The organism is Serratia sp. NPDC087055, assembly GCF_044900985.1.
In the GTDB taxonomy this organism is placed as follows: Bacteria; Pseudomonadota; Gammaproteobacteria; order Enterobacterales; family Enterobacteriaceae; genus Serratia.
Map to the genome: position 1 here is coordinate 197,423 of NZ_JBJDOG010000006.1, position 19,507 is coordinate 216,929.

The 19,507-nt window shown below is 55.0% G+C and carries 18 protein-coding genes; 12 read left to right on the forward strand and 6 right to left on the reverse strand.

Going from position 1 to position 19,507, the window contains the following annotated elements:
- Nucleotides 1-263 precede the first annotated feature (263 nt).
- From ACI2J2_RS21800 to ACI2J2_RS21820, 5 genes are all read left to right on the forward strand, one after another.
- Entirely contained in the window at nucleotides 264-1,949 is a 1,686-nt protein-coding gene (locus ACI2J2_RS21800) for a sensor histidine kinase (RefSeq protein ID WP_209639105.1), read from the forward strand.
- On the forward strand, nucleotides 1,949-2,674 hold the full coding sequence (btsR, locus tag ACI2J2_RS21805; protein ID WP_265556023.1) for a two-component system response regulator BtsR: 726 nt from the start codon (nucleotides 1,949-1,951) through the stop codon (nucleotides 2,672-2,674). Before ACI2J2_RS21800 ends, btsR begins: the two co-directional genes overlap by 1 nt.
- A gap of 142 nt (nucleotides 2,675-2,816) precedes the next feature.
- Nucleotides 2,817-4,343 (forward strand): helicase HerA-like domain-containing protein, encoded by a 1,527-nt coding sequence (locus ACI2J2_RS21810; protein WP_209639101.1) that lies wholly within the window; start codon nucleotides 2,817-2,819, stop codon nucleotides 4,341-4,343.
- Between the two features lie 105 nt (nucleotides 4,344-4,448).
- Nucleotides 4,449-5,024 (forward strand): aminodeoxychorismate synthase component II, encoded by a 576-nt coding sequence (locus tag ACI2J2_RS21815; protein ID WP_404760843.1) that lies wholly within the window; start codon nucleotides 4,449-4,451, stop codon nucleotides 5,022-5,024.
- Between the two features lie 131 nt (nucleotides 5,025-5,155).
- Nucleotides 5,156-6,373 (forward strand): aspartate aminotransferase family protein, encoded by a 1,218-nt coding sequence (locus tag ACI2J2_RS21820; RefSeq protein WP_404760844.1) that lies wholly within the window; start codon nucleotides 5,156-5,158, stop codon nucleotides 6,371-6,373.
- Nucleotides 6,374-6,457: 84 nt separating this feature from the next.
- Here ACI2J2_RS21820 and ACI2J2_RS21825 read toward each other — a convergent pair whose 3' ends face one another.
- On the reverse strand, nucleotides 6,458-8,530 hold the full coding sequence (locus ACI2J2_RS21825) for a YccS/YhfK family putative transporter (protein WP_265556096.1): 2,073 nt from the start codon (nucleotides 8,528-8,530) through the stop codon (nucleotides 6,458-6,460).
- 54 nt (nucleotides 8,531-8,584) lie between these two features.
- Nucleotides 8,585-9,217, reverse strand: a complete 633-nt coding sequence (gene crp, locus ACI2J2_RS21830; protein ID WP_004718520.1) for a cAMP-activated global transcriptional regulator CRP — start codon at nucleotides 9,215-9,217, stop codon at nucleotides 8,585-8,587.
- Between the two features lie 379 nt (nucleotides 9,218-9,596).
- Between crp and ACI2J2_RS21835 the strand changes: the two genes are divergently transcribed.
- Complete coding sequence (locus ACI2J2_RS21835; RefSeq protein ID WP_404760845.1) at nucleotides 9,597-10,004, forward strand: OsmC family protein; 408 nt, start codon at nucleotides 9,597-9,599, stop codon at nucleotides 10,002-10,004.
- A gap of 38 nt (nucleotides 10,005-10,042) precedes the next feature.
- Here the strand turns inward: ACI2J2_RS21835 and ACI2J2_RS21840 are convergent, their stop codons facing one another.
- From ACI2J2_RS21840 to ACI2J2_RS21850, 3 genes are all read right to left on the reverse strand, one after another.
- Nucleotides 10,043-10,912, reverse strand: coding sequence for a phosphoribulokinase (locus ACI2J2_RS21840; protein WP_209639095.1), 870 nt, complete (start codon nucleotides 10,910-10,912; stop codon nucleotides 10,043-10,045).
- Nucleotides 10,913-11,062: 150 nt separating this feature from the next.
- Nucleotides 11,063-11,296 (reverse strand): YheU family protein, encoded by a 234-nt coding sequence (locus ACI2J2_RS21845; protein ID WP_012147255.1) that lies wholly within the window; start codon nucleotides 11,294-11,296, stop codon nucleotides 11,063-11,065.
- Entirely contained in the window at nucleotides 11,293-12,273 is a 981-nt protein-coding gene (locus ACI2J2_RS21850; protein WP_209639093.1) for a hydrolase, read from the reverse strand. Before ACI2J2_RS21850 ends, ACI2J2_RS21845 begins: the two co-directional genes overlap by 4 nt.
- Nucleotides 12,274-12,391: 118 nt before the next feature.
- On the opposite strand from ACI2J2_RS21850, the gene ACI2J2_RS21855 reads away from it, so the two are divergent.
- From ACI2J2_RS21855 to tauD, 6 genes are all read left to right on the forward strand, one after another.
- The gene (locus ACI2J2_RS21855; RefSeq protein ID WP_209639091.1) at nucleotides 12,392-12,994 is read left to right on the forward strand and encodes a LysE family translocator; all 603 of its coding nucleotides are present in this window, start codon (nucleotides 12,392-12,394) and stop codon (nucleotides 12,992-12,994) included.
- A 10-nt stretch (nucleotides 12,995-13,004) separates the two neighbouring features.
- On the forward strand, nucleotides 13,005-13,787 hold the full coding sequence (locus ACI2J2_RS21860; protein WP_209639089.1) for a PhzF family phenazine biosynthesis protein: 783 nt from the start codon (nucleotides 13,005-13,007) through the stop codon (nucleotides 13,785-13,787).
- 124 nt (nucleotides 13,788-13,911) lie between these two features.
- Nucleotides 13,912-14,907 carry a taurine ABC transporter substrate-binding protein gene (tauA, locus tag ACI2J2_RS21865; protein WP_404760846.1) on the forward strand — a complete coding sequence of 332 codons (996 nt, stop codon included), beginning with the start codon at nucleotides 13,912-13,914 and terminating at the stop codon, nucleotides 14,905-14,907.
- A gap of 9 nt (nucleotides 14,908-14,916) precedes the next feature.
- The gene (tauB, locus tag ACI2J2_RS21870; RefSeq protein ID WP_265556012.1) at nucleotides 14,917-15,684 is read left to right on the forward strand and encodes a taurine ABC transporter ATP-binding subunit; all 768 of its coding nucleotides are present in this window, start codon (nucleotides 14,917-14,919) and stop codon (nucleotides 15,682-15,684) included.
- On the forward strand, nucleotides 15,681-16,517 hold the full coding sequence (gene tauC / locus ACI2J2_RS21875) for a taurine ABC transporter permease TauC (protein ID WP_404760847.1): 837 nt from the start codon (nucleotides 15,681-15,683) through the stop codon (nucleotides 16,515-16,517). The genes tauB and tauC overlap by 4 nt, the downstream gene beginning before the upstream one ends.
- The gene (gene tauD / locus ACI2J2_RS21880) at nucleotides 16,514-17,362 is read left to right on the forward strand and encodes a taurine dioxygenase (RefSeq protein WP_209639081.1); all 849 of its coding nucleotides are present in this window, start codon (nucleotides 16,514-16,516) and stop codon (nucleotides 17,360-17,362) included. The genes tauC and tauD overlap by 4 nt, the downstream gene beginning before the upstream one ends.
- 78 nt (nucleotides 17,363-17,440) lie before the next feature.
- Here the strand turns inward: tauD and ACI2J2_RS21885 are convergent, their stop codons facing one another.
- Entirely contained in the window at nucleotides 17,441-19,354 is a 1,914-nt protein-coding gene (locus ACI2J2_RS21885; protein ID WP_404760848.1) for an ABC transporter ATP-binding protein, read from the reverse strand.
- Between the last annotated feature and the right edge of the window lie 153 nt (nucleotides 19,355-19,507).

The following is a 19,507-nucleotide window of genomic DNA, read 5'->3' on the forward strand; positions in this document are numbered from 1 at the left end:
CGGGCCGGCTGCGTTGCTTTCCCCTGGAAGCCTTGCCTGCATCACTGTTTTTTCCCCCGCCACATGCTTTAATCGCCAGCTCATAATCAGACCGGAAACCCGGCGTTATACCCCTCTTGCCTGAAGCCGCAACATTGTTGGCTACGTGCGTTCACCCCAGTCACTTACCTGCGTAAGTTCCTGAGGATTTTCGCCCTTGTCGCCTTGCTGCAACGTCAACCACGTGGGGATGCATTTGTTTTGTTAAGGGATGAGCTGCTGCCATGTTTGAATTTAGCCAGGTTCTGCTGTTGCTACAGCAAATGTGCGTCTATCTTGTCATTGCTTATTTGCTGAGCAAAACCCCGTTATTCATTCCGCTGACGCAGGTGACCATTCGCCTGCCGCACAAGCTATTGTGCTACGTCATCTTCTCTGTGTTCTGCATCATGGGTACCTATTTCGGCCTGCATGTAGAAGGTTCAATTGCCAACACCCGCGCGATCGGCGCCGTTCTGGGTGGCCTGTTGGGCGGACCTTCGGTGGGCTTTCTGGTCGGGCTGACGGGGGGGCTGCATCGCTACACCCTGGGCGGCATGACCGATGTTGCCTGCGCGGTATCCACCGTGGCTGAAGGGTTGGTGGGCGGCGTCGTGCACAGTATCGCGATGCGCCATCGTCGCATCGATTTGCTGTTTAATCCGCTGTTTGTCGCGGGGGTAGCGCTCGTCACTGAAGTGCTGCAAATGGCAATTATTCTGGCGATTGCCCGTCCGTTTGACGAAGCGCTGCGGCTGGTGGAGCACATTGCGTTGCCAATGCTGATCGCCAATACCCTGGGTGCCGCGATGTTTATGCAAATCCTGCTCGATAGACGAGCGATGTTCGAGAAATACACCGGGGCGTTTTCGGCCAAGGCGTTGAAGATAGCGGAGCGTACCGAAGGTATCTTGCGACAGGGGTTTGATCAGGAAAATAGCATGAAAGTGGCACGGGTTATCTACCAGGAGCTGGGGATTGGCGCCGTGGCGATCACCGACCACGAGAAGCTGCTGGCGTTTATGGGCATCGGTGACGACCATCACCTGCCTGGCACGCCGATTTCATCGTGTCACTCACACCGCGCGATCGACAACAACGAAGTGGTTTACGCTGATGGCAATGAGCTTTCCTACTCCTGTTCGATCAACCCCGCTTGCAAACTGGGCTCAACGCTGGTGATCCCACTGCGTGGTGAAAACCAACGGGTGATTGGTACCATCAAACTCTACGAACCCAAGAGCCGTTTGTTCAGCACCATCAATAGGACGTTGGGCGAGGGGATTGCCAGCCTGTTATCCGCACAGATTATGGCCGGGCAGTATGAGCGCCATAAACAGTTGTTGGCGCAGTCGGAAATCAAATTGCTGCATGCGCAGGTCAACCCGCACTTCCTGTTTAACACGCTGAATACGCTGGTGGCGGTTATCCGGCGTGACGGTAACCGGGCCTGCGAGTTGGTGCAGTACCTTTCTACCTTTTTCCGCAAGAACCTGAAACGTTCAGATGACGAGGTTAGCCTGGCCGATGAGCTTGAACATGTGAACGCCTATTTGCAGATCGAACTGGCGCGCTTTGCCGATCGGCTGGAGATCTCCATGTCGTTGCCGCAAGAGTTGCTGGCGGTGCGGTTACCGGCATTTTCACTGCAACCTATTGTTGAAAATGCCATTAAGCACGGCACGTCTCAGCTGCTGGGCGTAGGGAAAATCGATATCGGTGCGCGCCTTGAAGACGGGTGTTTACTCCTGCAGGTGACTGACAATGCAGGCCTATTCCAACCGAAGGCAAATAACAGCGGGCTGGGAATGAACCTGGTGGATAAGCGTATTCGTGTACGCTACGGCGATGGCTATGGCGTGCAGGTGGCCTGTGAGCCGCAATTATTCACCCGTATTACGCTCAATGTACCCTTGGCGAGGGCAGCCTGATGTTAAACGTACTGATTGTCGATGATGAGCCTTCTGCGCGCGATAACCTGCGGCATTTACTGGAAGCAGAAGAGGGGATCAGCATTGTTGGTGAATGTGCTAACGCAATAGAAGCCATCAGCGGCATCCATCGGCTGCAACCTGACGTTGTTTTTCTGGATATACAGATGCCGCGAATCACCGGGTTGGAGATGGTTGGCATGCTCGATCCCAACCGCATGCCGCATATCGTGTTTCTGACCGCTTATGATGAATACGCGGTGCGGGCTTTCGAAGAACACGCCTTTGATTACCTGTTGAAACCGGCGGAACCCAAGCGGTTGAGCAAAACGTTGCAGCGTTTGCAACAGCATCGCGGGCAACAAAATATGGCCGTGTTGGATGAAAGCGCCGGTGACCTGAAATACATTCCCTGCACGGGCCACAGCCGTATTTATCTACTGCGTTTTGATGAGGTGGTGGCTGTCCGTTCACGATTGAGTGGGGTGTTTGTTGTACGTAATGACGGCATGGAGTGTTTCACCGAGCTGACGCTACGGACGTTGGAACTCCGAACGCCGTTGGTTCGTTGCCATCGTCAGTATTTGGTCAACCTGGAGCAGGTGCGTGAAATTCGGTTCGATGACAGTGGTGCGGCAGAAATGATCATGCCGGTAGGGGAGCCGGTGCCGGTCAGCCGCCGCTACCTGAAAACCCTGAAGGAAGAATTGGGGCTGCGGGGCTAGGTAGATTCTGAAAATATTGGCTTTGTGGGCGTCTTGATGACGCCCTTTTTGTTTGTCCTTGACGGGGTTACGCCGCGCTTATAGCTTTATTGACATCAACAGGCGCTTTTTGCGCCGTGTCAGAGCGCCCAAGGAAACGAAAATGAGTGAAGCACGGATTATTGCCAAAGCGATGAAAGACGGGAAACCGGTACAAGATTTGGTTATTTTGCCCGCGTTGGCGAACCGCCATGGTCTGATCACCGGTGCGACCGGGACGGGTAAAACCGTGACGCTGCAAAAAATGGCTGAACAGTTTTCACGTATTGGCGTGCCGGTGTTTTTGTCGGACGTAAAGGGCGATCTCTCAGGGATTGGCACCGCAGCCGTGCCCTCGGAGAAATTGCAGGCGCGTTTGGCGGCAATAGGCGTCACTGACTGGCAGCCGCAAGCTTGCACCATCATTCCATGGGACATCTACGGTGAAAAGGGCCACCCGATCCGCGCCACCGTGTCTGATCTGGGGCCGTTACTGCTGGCCCGCTTGCTGGATCTGAACGACGTACAAAGCGGTGTACTGCAGTTGGTATTCAAAATTGCTGACGATAATGCGTTGCTGCTGCTGGATATGAAAGATCTGCGCGCGATGGTGCAGTATGTGGGGGACAACGCCAAACAGTTCCAGACTCAATACGGCAATATTTCTTCCGCTTCGGTAGGTGCGATCCAGCGCGGGTTACTGACGCTGGAAGAACAGGGTGCCAATATGTTCTTCGGCGAACCGATGCTGGACATCAATGACCTGATGAAAACTGACGCCAATGGGCAGGGTGTTATCAACCTGCTGGCGGCAGATAAGCTGATTAATCAGCCGAAGCTGTATTCGGTGTTCCTGCTGTGGCTCCTGGCCGAGCTATTCGAACACCTGCCAGAAGTGGGCGATCCAGAACAGCCAAAGCTGGTGTTCTTCTTCGATGAAGCGCATCTGTTGTTCAACGATGCGCCGGCGGCCTTGCTGACCAAAATCGAACAGGTTGTGCGTTTGATCCGCTCCAAAGGTGTCGGAATTTACTTTGTGACCCAGAACCCGCTGGATATCCCGGACAGCGTGCTGGGGCAGTTGGGCAACCGCGTGCAGCATGCGTTGCGGGCCTTTACGCCACGCGATCAGAAAGCCGTGAAGGCCGCGGCACAAACCATGCGTGCCAACCCGGCCTTTGATGCCGAAACGGCGATCGCTGAGCTGGGCGTTGGCGAGGCGTTGGTCTCTTTCCTCGACGAAAAAGGGCGTCCTAATGTGGTGGAGCGGGCGATGGTGATCGCGCCGGAATCCAAAATGGGGATGCTGGGGGCGGAAGGGCTCAACAGTGCGATCAATAAGTCGCCGTTGTATGGGCGTTACGAAGATATGGTTGACCGTGAGTCGGCCTATGAAAAGCTGTCGGCTCAGGGGTTTTCTACCGTCGGCACCCCGCAAGCAGGCCAGTCTGCACAGCAACCTCAGGCACAACAGCAGGCGGGTGGCGGCTTGATGGGGGGGCTGAATGAAATCTTGTTTGGTTCTACCGGCCCGCGCGGCGGCAAGCATGATGGCATTGTCCAGACTGCGGCCAAAAGCATGGCACGCGATCTGGGCCGTCAGATCTTGCGCGGTGTACTGGGCTCGATTATGGGCGGTCGCAAAAAGTAAGCTGAAATTATCGGTAGCGGCGATATTGTAGGGGCGTTGTATACTGCGCCCGTGTAAATCGGGGCAAGGTATTTGCCCCCTACGATGATGCCCGTTGGAAAGACTATGCTGCTGTTGATCGATAACTACGACTCTTTTACCTACAACCTTTACCAGTACTTCTGCGAATTGGGCGCCGAGGTGGTGGTAAAGCGCAACGATGAGCTGCAACTGGCCGACATCGAAAGGCTGGCGCCGCAGCGTTTAGTGATTTCTCCCGGCCCCTGCACGCCGAACGAAGCCGGCATTTCGCTGGATGCCATCCGTCATTTTGCCGGTAAATTGCCGATTCTCGGTGTTTGTCTGGGCCATCAGGCGCTGGGGCAGGCCTTTGGCGCTAAGGTGGTGCGGGCACGAGAAGTCATGCACGGCAAAACCTCGGCGATCCGCCATTTTGATTCTGGTGTTTTTCACGGGTTGCGCAATCCGCTGACGGTGACCCGTTATCACTCGTTGGTGCTTGAAGCCGCGACGCTGCCGGACTGTTTTGACGTGACGGCCTGGAGTGAGCGCGACGGTGTGCACGATGAGATCATGGGCATTCGCCACCGCCAGTTGGCGCTGGAAGGGGTGCAGTTCCATCCTGAGAGCATTCTCAGCGAACAGGGGCACCAACTGCTGGATAATTTCCTTAAAAGTTAAACCGTTAGCTTTTTTTTCGCCGGGAAGGTGATTTGCGTTTGCCCTTTATTGGTTTTTTATGCATATTTTGTGATTATATTTTCACTTGATCATCAAGATTACGCTGAAGAACCCCTAGGGTGGACCCAATAATGACCGAAAAATCCGCAGTAAGCCGCAGTACCTTTGATCAGGTTATCCTGCCTGTTTATGCACCTGCTCAGTTCGTGCCGGTACGCGGTAAAGGCAGCCGTGTATGGGATCAACAGGGGAAAGAGTACATCGATTTCTCCGGCGGCATCGCGGTGACGGCGTTGGGGCATTGCCACCCGGCGCTGGTGGCGGCGCTGAAAGAGCAGGGTGAAACCCTGTGGCATACCAGCAACGTCTTCACGAACGAACCGGCGCTGCGCTTGGCCACCAAATTGATCCAGGCCACGTTTGCCGATCGGGTGTTTTTCGCCAACTCCGGTGCGGAAGCCAATGAGGCGGCCTTCAAACTGGCACGCCATTACGCGATTACCCGGCATAGTCCATACAAAACCAAAATCATCGCGTTTTATAACGCGTTTCACGGTCGTACGCTCTTCACCGTCTCAGTGGGTGGGCAGGCCAAGTATTCTGACGGCTTTGGGCCGAAGCCTGCGGATATCGTGCACGTGCCGTTCAACGATCTGGCTGCGGTAAAAGCCGTGATGGATGACCACACCTGTGCGGTAGTGATGGAACCTATTCAGGGTGAAGGCGGTATTACCCCGGTAAATGCCGAATTCCTCAAAGGCGTACGTGAACTCTGCGACAAGCACCAGGCGCTACTGGTATTCGATGAAGTACAAAGCGGTATGGGGCGCAGCGGCAAACTGTTCGCTTACATGCATTATGGTGTGACGCCGGACATTCTTACCACAGCCAAAGCTCTCGGTGGTGGTTTCCCGGTCAGCGCCATGTTGACCACCGAAGACATTGCGTCGGTAATGCAGGTAGGCACTCATGGCACCACCTACGGTGGCAACCCGCTAGCCTGTGCCGTGGCAGAAGCCGCACTGGACGTGATCAATACGCCAGAGGTGCTGAGCGGCATTGAACTGCGCCATGGTTTGTACGTGCAGGCGTTAAAGAAGGTGGGCGAGAAGTACGGTATCTTCAGCGACATCCGTGGCATGGGCCTGCTGATTGGTGCTGAGCTGACACCGCAATATCAGGGTAAAGCGCGTGACTTCCTGACCGCTGCCGCTGCACGTGGGCTGATGATTCTTAACGCCGGGCCAAATGTGATCCGCTTTGCTCCTTCGCTGGTGGTGGAGACTCAGGATATTGACGAGGGTATGGCACTGTTTGAGTTGGCCGTGCAGGATGTGATTAACGCTTAATGCGTTGCATGGATTACGGGGCGCGCCCCTCCCACTAAACAACAGAGCACTATGTCATCAACCTAAGGGCGCCCTACGGCGCCCTTATTGATCGCGTAATTTACGCTTCAGCCAGATGCCGTGGTGCGGACGCTGGCGCCAGGCCAGTGACGAAATGGTGTGCATCACGCTCAGGTGCGACAAAATGCGCCGCAGGTGGCGTTCCATCTCGGTAATCGGCATCTCTGGGTGGAGATCCGGCGGCTGCATGATGGCGTTGCTGCTCGGCCCGTCGTATTCCAGGCGCTGCTGACAGCTTTGCAGCGCGATTTCACAGGTTTGCAGATACTCCTCCGCCAGCTTTGGCGTCAGCATATAGTGTTCACGCGCCAGAATGGTCATTGCATTAAGATGCTCAACAATAAACTGGCTGTGTGTCACCCACAGGCGCATATCCGCCAGATAGCTCGATTCAAACCCCGGCTCCTGCATTGCCTGATTAAGCGAGGTGAAAAGCGCATTGTGTGACTGATTGACCTGCATGCGGGCATAGGCCAGCGCACTGGGATCGGGCTCTTGCTCTTCCAACAGTAAACGCAATGCCTGTTGATCGTTCTCCAGCGCTTGGTGAGCGTTCTTACGCAGCAAACCGCTTTGCCACTGTGGCCATAACCAGATGGTGCTGCCGAACACCAGCACACAACCGATCAAGGTATCGATCAGGCGTGGAACCAAAAAATGGGTACCGTTTAGCGCCAGTAATTGCAAGGTGTAGACCGCCGTTACCGTAAAACCAATCACTGCCAACCCGTAGTTTTTACGCGAGACCAAGTAGGCCAGCAGGGTGATAACCAGCATTACGCTCAGCGTTTCAGCCTCAGGCAACTGCAGTTGCAGCAGGCCGGCGGCGAGCACCAGCCCAACCAGGGTGCCAAGCGCACGGTGCTGGATACGTACCCGGGTGGCGTTGTAGCCATTCTGGCTCACCAGCATGATGGTCAACAGTATCCAGTAAGGCTTCGGTAAGTTGAAAATCATCCCGAGGCTACTGCCGGCAGCCAGTGTGACACCCAGGCGTGCCGCATTGCGCAGGGCGTTGGATTTAAATGACAGGTAACTGACCAGTGCAGGCCAGAACGGCAAACGGTTTTGGTTGGCCATCAGATCGCGTCGGTAAAGCGGGTGTTGGGTGCGTAACAGACGGGCAATACGGCTGAAATGGTAGTAACAGAACTGCCCAACGGGGTTATCCGGGTGCTGCGCTGCCACTTTCTCTAGTGCCGCCAGTTCATTGTCCATATTGAAACGCTGAGAATGCTGGTGATAGAGAATATCGTGTGCCACCGTGCGCAGCCGGCCGGCAATCACCTGTGCATTGCGGCGGATGATGGCTTCGGCCTGGCTTTGCTCCACCAGTTTTTGCACTTCTTCCGGCAGATGTAGACTGACGGTAATGTGTTCCTGCAGATCCAGTGCGACCTGAAAAGTACGCTGTAGGCGCTTTTGTTCGAGGTTACTGGCGTGCGGTAGAAAGTTAAGCTGCTGATACAGCAGGGTGATCAGATCCATCACTTTTTGCTGGCGTATCAACAGTGGCGGTAATGCGGTCTGTGGATCGGTATGCTGGGTCAGCAGCGAATATTTGGCCTCAAAGTAGTCCGCCAGTTCCAAATAGAGCTGATTGAGCGATTCGCGCATCGGTTGTTCTTTCCACAGCGTGAACCAAAACCAGGTAAACAGCCCGTACCAGGCGGTACCCACGACGTATAGCAGCGGTGCGTGCCAAAGCGGAACTGTACCGGCCATACTGAGGGAGAAAATGGCGGCAACCAGCGAGGCGGGCAACAGGCGGGCATGTAACGGACTTATTTCACCGCTGACGCCGAGAAGCAGTGCCAGGCCAAGCATCAACACCGGCAACGGCAAGTGCCAAAGTAATGCTTGCTGTAATAGCAGGCTGCTGAGTGCAAATAGAGAGCCACCGACAATCAGACGTTTGAAGAAGCGTTTGTGAGGGGTGTCTAGCCCGGCAATATTGCAGCAGGCAGGAACCAGGGAAAATAATAGGCCGTATTGCAGTTGGCCGATCAACAGGCCGAGTAACACTGGCAGGCACAGCACCAGCGTTTGCCGCAGTGCATAGTTGACTTCCGGGTGGTAAATCAGTCTGCGCCACATGATGACTTGGGGCATAAAAAAACGGCGCGAATCATCGCGCCGTTTTTTCAGTGATTAACGCGTGCCGTAAACGACAATGGTTTTGCCGTGGGCGGAGATCAGGTTTTGATCTTCAAGCATTTTCAGAATACGGCCAACGGTTTCACGTGAACAACCGACGATTTGGCCAATTTCCTGACGAGTAATTTTAATCTGCATACCATCAGGATGGGTCATGGCATCAGGTTGTTTCGCCAGGTTCAGCAGTGTTTGCGCGATACGGCCTGTAACGTCCAGGAAGGCGAGGTTACCCACTTTCTCAGATGTTATCTGCAGACGGTTTGCCATCTGGGCTGACAGGCGCATCAGGATGTCCGGGTTGACCTGAATTAACTGGCGGAATTTCTTGTAGGAAATTTCAGCCACTTCGCAGGCGGTCTTCGCCCTAACCCAGGCGCTACGCTCCTGACCTTCTTCAAATAATCCAAGCTCGCCGATGAAATCCCCCTGGTTAAGGTAGGATAAAATCATCTCTTTACCTTCTTCATCCTTAATCAGCACCGCGACGGAGCCTTTGACGATGTAGTAAAGCGTTTCGGCTTTTTCACCTTGGTGAATCAGCGTACTTTTGGATGGATATTTGTGGATATGGCAATGAGACAGGAACCATTCGAGAGTAGGGTCTGTTTGCGGTTTGCCGAGAACCATTCGCTGTTATCCTCTGTTGTTATCGCTGCCTTGTGTCACAGGGGTCAGAGTTCCCTGTAAAACCTGTTGTCGCCGTTGTTTTAATGGTGGCTATCAGCAGATTTTGAGGCGTGTCATAAATATACGCTGTCGCTCTAGCATATTAACTTGCCGGGAGAGCTGCAAGCTACATTCTGTTAACATACCGGTAAAGGAGCCTTTCCCTGGGAGTTTCCCTGAAATCAGTGTCCCGGAAAGATTTATTGCGGCTCTGTTTGTAGCACAGAGTGAGGCGGGTGTCTTGTGTTGTCTCGCTTCAGCATGATTAGCATCAGGTTCCGTTGCCAGTTTCTATGCGAAAGCGTACCCTGATTTTAAGAAATTAACCGGAGTGACCAGTATGCAGGCAAGAGTTAAGTGGGTGGAAGGGTTAACGTTTCTGGGTGAATCCGCGTCTGGCCATCAGGTGTTGATGGACGGCAATGCGGGCGACAAAGCGCCCAGCCCGATGGAAATGGTGCTGATGTCGGTAGGGGGCTGTAGTGCTATCGACGTGGTGTCGATCCTGCAAAAAGGGCGTAATGATGTGCGTGATTGCGAGGTCAAGCTGACTTCTGAACGACGTGAAGAAGCACCGCGGCTGTTCACCCATATCAACCTGCACTTTATCGTGAGCGGTAAAGATCTGAGCGACAAAATCGTTGAGCGGGCGGTGAACCTTTCGGCGGAGAAATACTGCTCGGTGTCATTGATGCTGAGTAAGGCCGCCAGCGTGACTCACAGCTTTGAAATCCGCGACGTGGTCTAATGGCGAAAAGGCGCGGCCCATCGCCGCGCTCTATCCACTTATTCGATTTTTTTGCCTTCCAGCAGACGCTGCACCAAGGGTGCCATGATCAGCTCCATCGCCAGCCCCATTTTGCCGCCCGGCACCACAAGCGTATTGATGTGTGAGATAAAGGATCCCTGCAGCATCGCCAGTAAATAGGGGAAGTCGATTTGATCCAGGCCGCGGAAGTGAATCACCACAAAGCTCTCGTCCAGCGAAGGGATCGCCTTGGCGGCAAACGGATTCGACGTGTCGACCGTGGGTACCCGCTGGAAGTTGATATGGGTGCGTGAGAACTGCGGCGTAATGTAGTTGATGTAATCCTCCATCGAACGTACCACCGAGTCCATCACCGCTTCACGGGAGTGGCCGCGTTCACCGGTATCGCGGATCAGCTTCTGAATCCATTCCAGATTCACGATAGGCACCACGCCAACCAGCAGGTCGACATGTTTGGCCACGTCGTTGTGTTCGGTCACAACGCCGCCGTGTAGCCCTTCATAGAACAGCACGTCAGTCGGTGCCGGTAAAGGCTCCCAAGGTGTAAAGGTACCGGGAACCTGGTTATAGGGCACCGCTTCATCGTAGGTATGCAGATACTTGCGTGAACGGCCGGTACCGTTCTTGCCGTAGTCGAGAAAGCTTTGTTGCAGCAGGCCGAAGTCGTTGGCTTCGGGGCCGAAATAACTGATATGACGGCCGAGATCGCGTGCTTTACGGATAGCTGCATCCATTTCCGGTCGGGTATAGCGGTGGAAACTGTCGCCTTCCAGCTCTGCGGCGCGGATATTCAGCTGCTGAAAGATTTTACGGAACGCCACGCTGGTCGTGGTAGTGCCGGCTCCGCTAGAACCGGTCACTGCGATAACGGGATGTTTGGCGGACATAGTGGTGCTCACTCCGTGTTAAATGCGCAGGCGTCAGTTATGGTTATTGGTCTGTTTGACGCCCTTTCGCCAAGGGCAAAATTCCGCGCGTTGGTTTGCAATAGCCCATTGTTACCTGATTTTTTCCGTCAGTCATAGAACCGAGCAAGACTAAATTTCTTCTTGCCCGGCACGGAACTGCCCTCGCGGCATGATGTTGATGGTTTCATGCAGTTCTGACCACACCAGCAATACTTCGCCATTTTTCAGCTGACGGCGCACATCTTCCACTTTTTGCTCCAGCGAGCGTTCGTGCTCACCGTAGTCCGTCCCTTCTCGCAGCACAAAGGACTCGATCAGGCTATTAAGGGTCTCAGTTTCCAGTTCTTTCCAGGGGATAATCACGAGGTTGTTTCCAGATAAGGGGCAAGCCAGGATGGAATACGGTATTCCAGCCACATATGGGGTTTGTTCAACGTGCCGCCGACAAAGCCGACGTGGCCGCCAAACTCGGTCAACTGGTATTCGATATTGTGCGGCAGTGTGGCCACGTCGGGGATCACCTCGGCGGTCATAAAGGGATCGTCTTTGGCATGGATGATCAGCAGCGGTGTTTGGATCGCCGGCAACAGCGGTAAGGCACTGCAACGACGGTAATAGTCAGTGGCGTCGTTGAAACCATGGATGCGTGACGTAATGGCATCGTCAAAGTCACGGATGCGGCGCAACGCATTAAGCTGCGTCAGCTTAAGCGGCAGGGTGTCTGGGTAGTGCAATAATTTACGGGTGGCATTCTGTTTCAATTGCCCGAGCAAGTATCGCTGATAAACCCGTGAGAAGCCTTGGTCCATTCGCCATGAACAAGGTTCCAACATCAGCGGCGCAGATACCACGACGGCAGCGTGCAGCAGACTCTTGTTTCCTTGCTGGGACAGATAGCAGGCCAACATGTTGCCGCCGAGCGAGACGCCCACCGCGGCGGTTGGTACTTCTCCGTAGGTGGTTCGTAGCCACTGCAGGAAGAAGCGTGCATCCTCCGTTTCGCCGGAATGATAAATACGTGATTTACGGTTGGGGACGCCGCTACAGCCGCGAAAATGCATCACCACGCCGAGCCACCCTTTTTCGCGCCAGGCGCTGAGCTGACCGTGGGCATAGGGGCTATAGAAACTCCCTTCCAGCCCGTGAAACAGGACCACGCGTGGCTTGTGGCTGGCCAGGGCGGGATCTTCGCTCCAGGCAAGATCGACAAAATCACCGTCGGGCAATTCCAGCCTTTGCCAGTGCGGTTTTAGCTGCACGCGGCGGCGCACCAACCGTGGCAACAGTGTCTGTAAATGTGGATTACTGGCCCCGGTCAAAGGGCGAAAGGATTCATGCATAACGTGAATAAAAATCTTTTTGGCGGCTATTGTGAGATTAATAGTGCGCTGTTAGCTTCACTACCTGAGTTAACAATAATACTGCAAAAAATCCCCCTGGGTGAGGAGCACCCACCTCATGGAACCGAGTTTATTTCTTTCGATGTTAGGCTTCTTGTGGGTTGCTGCGATCACGCCTGGCCCAAACAATATGTTACTGACAACTTCCGGCGCCAACTTTGGTTTTATGCGCTCACTGCTGCTGATGATTGGCATCATGTTGGGCATGCAAAGTATTTTGCTGCTGGTGGCGTTCGGCGTGGGTAGCCTGATACTGGTTTACCCCGCATTGCACCTGGTGCTGAAAATTCTCGGCAGCCTGTACCTGCTGTGGCTGGCGTGGAAAGTGGCGACGGCAGCCTATGAAAAACTGGAAACCGATGTGGCGCCACCCAAACCGATACGTCTGTACCAGGGCTGGCTGTTGCAGTTCCTTAACCCCAAGGCCTGGTTGATGGCATTGGGGGCGGTGGCAAGCTTCAGCCTGGCGGGCGATAAATACAATACGTCGATTCTGGCAATCTCGCTGGGCATTTTGGTGGTGAATATCGTCGCCGGGGTGATTTGGCTGGGATTTGGTACGGTGATTGGCCGCCTGTTGCGCAGCAAAAAGGCCTGGATCATCTTTAATGTTTCTATGGGGCTGCTGACGGCGGCCTGTGTGTTACTCATCTGGCATTAAGGAATTGCAGATGGCAGAAAATTACTTCCACGTGGCGGCTTTTACCGGCGAAGGGTTCCGTGGCAACCCTGCCGGCGTCTGCCTGCTGAAGCATCCATTGTCGGCCGCAGAGATGCAGGCTATCGCCAATGAACTGAGTCTGCCGGAGACCAGTTTTGTCTGGGACGATGGCGATATGTCGGCTATTCGCTGGTTTACACCTCAGCGCGAGGTCGATCTGTGTGGCCATGGCACGTTAGCGGCGGCGCACGTGATATTCAGTGCGGTAAACCCGGCGTTGCAAGATATTCGGTTCCGCTCGGCAAGCGGCGACCTGTACGTTAAGCGTGATGTCGAGGATGGTGAACGTTTGATTTTGGACTTCCCGTCTCGGCCACCGCAGAAGATCGAAGAGCCTGCCGGGTTGGCGGCGCTATTGGGGATCCCTGTGCAGGAAGTGTGGCAGGCCAATGCGCTGCTGGTGGTGCTGGAAAATGAAGCGCAGGTACGGGCAGTACACCCCGATGTTCCGGCATTAATTGCCCTGACCGGCCGTGCGGTGATCGTCAGTGCTCCGGGCGAAACGGTAGACTTTGTCTCCCGCTATTTCACCCTCGACGGCGGCGAAGACCCGGTAACCGGCTCAGCACACTGCACGTTGATGCCGTATTGGACCGCTCGTCTGGGGCGTCATCAACTGCGCGCACGCCAGGTTTCGGTGCGCGGTGGTGAATTGTTCTGCGAACTGAAGGGGGATCGCACCTTGATTGGTGGTTACGCCCGGGTTTTCCTGCGTGGGGAGCTGTTGGCGTGATGATGATTTCCTGCAATTCATATTCTCTAGGGTAATAACGAAGTTTTTTTTATTCTTTTATAGCTCGTCACCGCTCAGATAAAACTGTCAGCAACTGAACAGACTTTTATCATTGGAGCGGACCATGGCGAGCAAACTCTTTTCATTACGCAGCGCGGCACTTCTGGTGTTGTCACTCAGTACGGCCAGCGCCTACGCAGTGGACGTGACCGTGGCGTACCAAACGTCGGCGGAACCTGCCAAGGTAGCGCAGGCGGAAAATAGCTTCGCTAAACAGTCCGGTGCCACCGTTGACTGGCGTAAGTTTGACAGCGGCTCAAGCGTGTTGCGTGCGTTAGCCTCCGGCGACGTGCAGATCGGTAATATCGGCTCCAGTCCACTGGCAGTAGCCGCCAGCCAGAAACTCCCTATCGAAGTGTTCTTGATCGCCTCACAACTTGGCAGCTCCGAGGCCCTGGTGGTGAAGAAGACGATTAAAAGTCCACAGGACTTGATCGGCAAACGCATCGCTGTGCCCTTTATCTCTACCACCCATTACAGCCTGCTAGCCTCGTTGAAGCACTGGGGTATCAAACCTGAGCAGGTCAACATTCTTAATTTACAACCCCCGGCCATTGCCGCTGCCTGGCAACGCGGTGATATCGACGGGGCCTATGTCTGGGCACCGGTGGTCAATGAGTTGGCCAAACAAGGCAAGGTGCTGACGGATTCTGCTGAGGTCGGACAGTGGGGGGCTCCGACCCTTGATGTCTGGGTGGTGCGTAAAGACTTTGCAGAAAAACATCCTGAAGTGGTAACGGCCTTTGCTGCCAGTGCGCTGAATGCCCAAAAAGCCTATCTGGCGCAGCCGGATCAGTGGCTGAAGGACAAAGGAAATCTCAGCACGCTGGCCCGTCTAAGCGGTGTGCCGGAAGAGCAGATACCGGTCTTGGTGAAGGGCAATACCTACCTGCCGGTTGCGGAGCAGATCACCCAGTTGGGTCAGCCGGTGGACAAGGCTATTCACGATACGGCGGAATTCCTCAAACAACAGGGCAAAATTCCACAGGTCGACAGTGATTACAGTGCCTATGTCACCGATCGTTTTGTAAAACAGGTGCAGGCTGCGCCGCAGTCGTAAGGGAGCAGAATGCTAAACGTTAATCACCTTTCAGCAGAATATCAGGGGCGTCCAGCGCTGCGCGACGTCTCGTTCCAAATTGCCGCAGGGCAACTGGTGGTGGTGCTTGGCCCCTCGGGCTGCGGCAAAACCACGCTGCTGAATTTGATCGCCGGGTTTATTGAGCCTTCAGCTGGCAGCATCACGCTGGATGGAACGACCGTGAATGGCCCTGGCGCCGAGCGGGGCGTGGTGTTCCAGCATGAGGGTTTACTGCCGTGGCGCAATGTGGTGGATAACGTTGAGTTTGGCCTGCAGCTGGCCGGCGTTGGCAAACAACAGCGTCGCCAGGTGGCGCAGCAGATGTTACAGCACGTCGGCTTGGCGGGTTACGAACAGCATTTCATCTGGCAGCTTTCCGGTGGCATGCGGCAGCGGGTGGGTATTGCACGTGCGCTGGCAGCCGATCCTCGCCTGCTATTGCTGGATGAGCCGTTCGGCGCGCTGGATGCTTTTACCCGTGAGCAAATGCAGGAGCTGTTACTGACCATTTGGCGTGATACCGGCAAGCAGGTGCTTCTGATCACCCATGATATTGAAGAGGCGGTGTTCCTTGCTAGCGAGCTGTTGCTGTTGTCGCCGGGGCCGGGCCAGGTGGTGGAACGTTTGTCGCTGAACTTCGGCCAGCGTTATGCCGACGGCGAGGCTTGCCGTTCAATCAAATCCGATCCCGAATTTATCGCGCAGCGCGAATATGTGCTGGGCAAAGTATTCCAACAGCGCGAGGCCTTGCTATGAGTCTGCATTCCGCTCTCAAAGAGGTTGCTCAGCCGCAGGTGGTTGTGCGTCGTCGGTTTAGCGTACCGCGTAATGTCTGGCTAAGCAGTGCGACCTTGTTGTTGGTATTGGCCGCCTGGTGGGGTGTCACGGCGCTGAACCTGATTAGCCCATTATTTTTGCCTGCTCCGCAGCAGGTATTGCATCAGCTCATCACGATTGCCAGCCCGCAGGGCTTTATGGATGCCACGCTGTGGCAACACTTGGCCGCCAGCCTGGGGCGCATTCTGGTAGCGCTGCTGGCCGCGGTGATTATCGGGGTCCCGGTGGGGATCGCGATGGGATTGAATGAGACGGTGCGTGGCATTCTCGATCCGCTGATTGAAATTTATCGGCCGGTGCCGCCATTGGCCTATTTACCCCTGATGGTGATTTGGTTCGGCATCGGCGAAACCTCAAAGATATTACTGATTTATCTGGCGATTTTCGCCCCGGTAACATTGTCGGCCGTCGCTGGCGTGCGCAGTGTGGCTCAGGTTCGTGTGCGGGCTGCCCAAGCCTTGGGCGCCAGCCGCTGGCAGGTGCTGCGTTTTGTGGTGTTGCCGAGCGCACTGCCTGAGATTTTGACCGGCATCCGTATTGGGCTCGGGGTCGGTTGGTCGACGTTGGTGGCCGCGGAGTTGATTGCCGCCACTCGCGGCCTCGGATTTATGGTGCAATCCGCCGGTGAGTTTCTGGCTACCGATGTGGTGCTGGCTGGCATTGGCGTGATTGCGATTATTGCATTTGGGTTGGAGCTGGGGCTGCGCGCCTTGCAGCGCCGATTGACCCCGTGGCATGGAGTACAACAATGAACGAACGTTTGAATATCATCCCGTTGGGCCCCTATATCGGTGCGCTGGTGGAAAACGTTGAGCTGGCAAGACCCTTGGGCGACGGCCAATTCGAGCAGCTTTACCATGCCTTGCTGAAACACCAAGTGCTGTTCTTGCGTAATCAGCCAATTACACCCTTGCAGCAGCGTAATTTAGCCGGTCGCTTCGGTGATCTGCACATCCACCCGGTCTACCCGCAGGCCGCCGATGTGAAAGAGATCATCGTGCTGGATACCCATGATAATAATCCGCCGGATAATGATAACTGGCATACCGACGTGACCTTTATCGAAAACCCGCCGCTGGGGGCAATTTTGGCGGCGAAAACGCTGCCTTCTGCCGGTGGTGACACGCTGTGGGCCAGCGGTATTGCGGCTTATGACGCGTTGTCTGAACCGTTCAGGCAATTGTTGGCGGGGTTGAGGGCGGAACATGATTTTACCAAGTCATTCCCGGAGCATAAGCATCGTGGTAGCGAAGAGGAACACCAGCGCTGGCAGTTGGCGGTGCAGAAAAATCCCCCTTTGTTGCATCCGGTGGTGCGGACCCATCCCGTGAGTGGTCGTCAGGCACTGTTCGTCAATGAAGGCTTTACCACCAGGATTGTTGATTTGGCACCAAAGGAAAGCGATGCACTGCTGAATTTCCTGTTTGCGCATATTACCAAACCGGAATTCCAGGTGCGTTGGCGCTGGCAGGAAAATGACATTGCCATTTGGGATAACCGCGTGACGCAGCATTACGCCAACGCGGATTATCTGCCGCAGCGGCGTATTATGCACCGCGCGACCATTCTGGGGGATAAACCTTTTTATCGCGCGTAAGAATGTCTGCACGGCGCAGCGGCGGTGTGAGCTCGCCCCCGTACAGGCATTCTCCGATAACGATAGCTGCCTTGAATGTTAAGATTCAAATTCCTGGGCCAGGCTTTCCAACTGCTCTTGCGCATCCAGCCAGGTCATTTCCGTCTCTTCCAGTGCGGATTTGGTCTGGCTTTGTTTTTGCAGGCATTCGGTCAGCTCAGCTTTACGGCTGATGTCGTACAGCGCCGAGTCCGCCAGTTTCTCTTCTATCGCCGTCAGTTCGGCACCCAGTTTTTCCATCTGCAGTTCCAACTTGGCGATCTGCTTGCGCAGCGGTTGGGTTTGGGTGCGGAATTCGGCCTCGCGGCGTTTCTGATCTTTACGTGCCTGTGCGCTGTTGGCGTTGTTTTCTTTGTCTGGCGCATCTTGCTGGTTTTCCTGCCGTTGCAGGTCGCTCAGCCATTGCTGATAGTCGTCAAGATCGCCTTCGAACACCTCGACCTGGCCATCGTGCACCAGATAGAGATCGTCAGTGGTGGAGCGCAACAGGTGACGGTCGTGCGATACCACCACCAACGCGCCTTCGAAGTCGATTAACGCTTCGGTGAGCGCCTGGCGCATGTCCAGGTCCAAGTGGTTAGTGGGTTCATCGAGCAGCAGCAGGTTAGGGCGCTGCCAGACAATCAAGGCCAGTACCAGTCGTGCCTTTTCGCCGCCGGAGAAGCGCTCGGTGACCTCGGTGACCTTATCGCCCTGGAAACCAAAACCGCCCAGATAGTCGCGCAGTTGTTGTTCCAGCACTCGGGGTGCTATACGGCTCAGATGTTGCAAGGGGGATTCGTCGGCGCGCAAAAACTCCAACTGATGCTGGGCGAAGTAACCCAGCTTGATGCCCTTCGCCAGACCAATCTCACCGCTCAGTGGCTCCAGCGAGCCGGCCAGCATTTTGATCAGCGTGGATTTACCTGCCCCATTGCGGCCCAGCAGGCCGATACGCGAGCCGGGTACCAGGTTCAGCTTGATCGATTTCAGGATCACTTTGTCGCCGTAACCTGCGCTGACCTTTTCCATACGTAGCAAAGGGTTTGGCAGGCTTTCTGGCTGACGGAAGCTGAAACTGAACGGGTTATCGACGTGGGCCGGTGCAATCAGCTCCATACGTTCGAGCATTTTGATGCGGCTCTGCGCCTGCTTGGCTTTGGTCGCCTGTGCCCGGAAGCGAACAATGTAGCTTTGCAGATGCGCCACTTTCTCCTGTTGGGTCTGGTACAGCGCTTGTTGCTGTGCCAATTTGGTCGAGCGTTGGCGTTCGAATGAGGAGTAATTGCCGGTATATTCGTTGATGGTTTCTTGCTCAATGTGCAGGATTTTATCGACGATAGGATCAAGGAAGTCACGGTCATGCGAAATCAGCACCAGCGTACCTTGATAACCCTTCAACCAGCGTTCCAGCCAGATCACCGCATCCAGATCCAAGTGGTTAGTCGGTTCATCGAGCAGCAGTAAGTCTGAGCGACAGACCAGCGCCTGCGCCAGGTTCAAACGCATGCGCCAGCCGCCTGAGAAGGCGCGAACCGGATTGAGTAACTGCTCGTTGGAAAAGCCCAGGCCATGCAGCAGGCTGGCGGCGCGTGAGCGAATGGTCCAGGCGTCGAGTGCGTCCAGTTTACCGTGCAGTGTGGCGATGGCGTGGCCGTCGTTTTTTTCGTTTGCCAACTGCAATTCGGCTTCAAGTTGGCGGAACTCACGGTCGCCGTCGATCACATACTCAAGCGCCGGTACATCCAGCGCAGGGGTTTCCTGATTTACCCAGGCCAAAGCCCAGTTACTTGGGAAGGTGTAGCTGCCGCCGTCTGCGGTCATTTCGCCTTTCAGCAATGACAGCAGCGTTGATTTTCCGCAGCCGTTTTTTCCCACCAGACCGACCTTCTGACCTGGATTAACCGTCGCCGTGGCGTTGTCCAACAGGACGCGGGTGCCGCGTCGGATTTGTAGCGAGGAGAATACAATCATAAAGCGCCGTATGTTCAGAGTATGTTAAATTGAGGTGATTCTAAATTAACAGGCCTTATATGCCCTATGAATTTCACGTTGCAGCCAGGCGACAAGGGCGCTTATCCCAGGAGCTACTAAGGTAAGTGGCTGGGGTTAACGCACGCAGGTAGC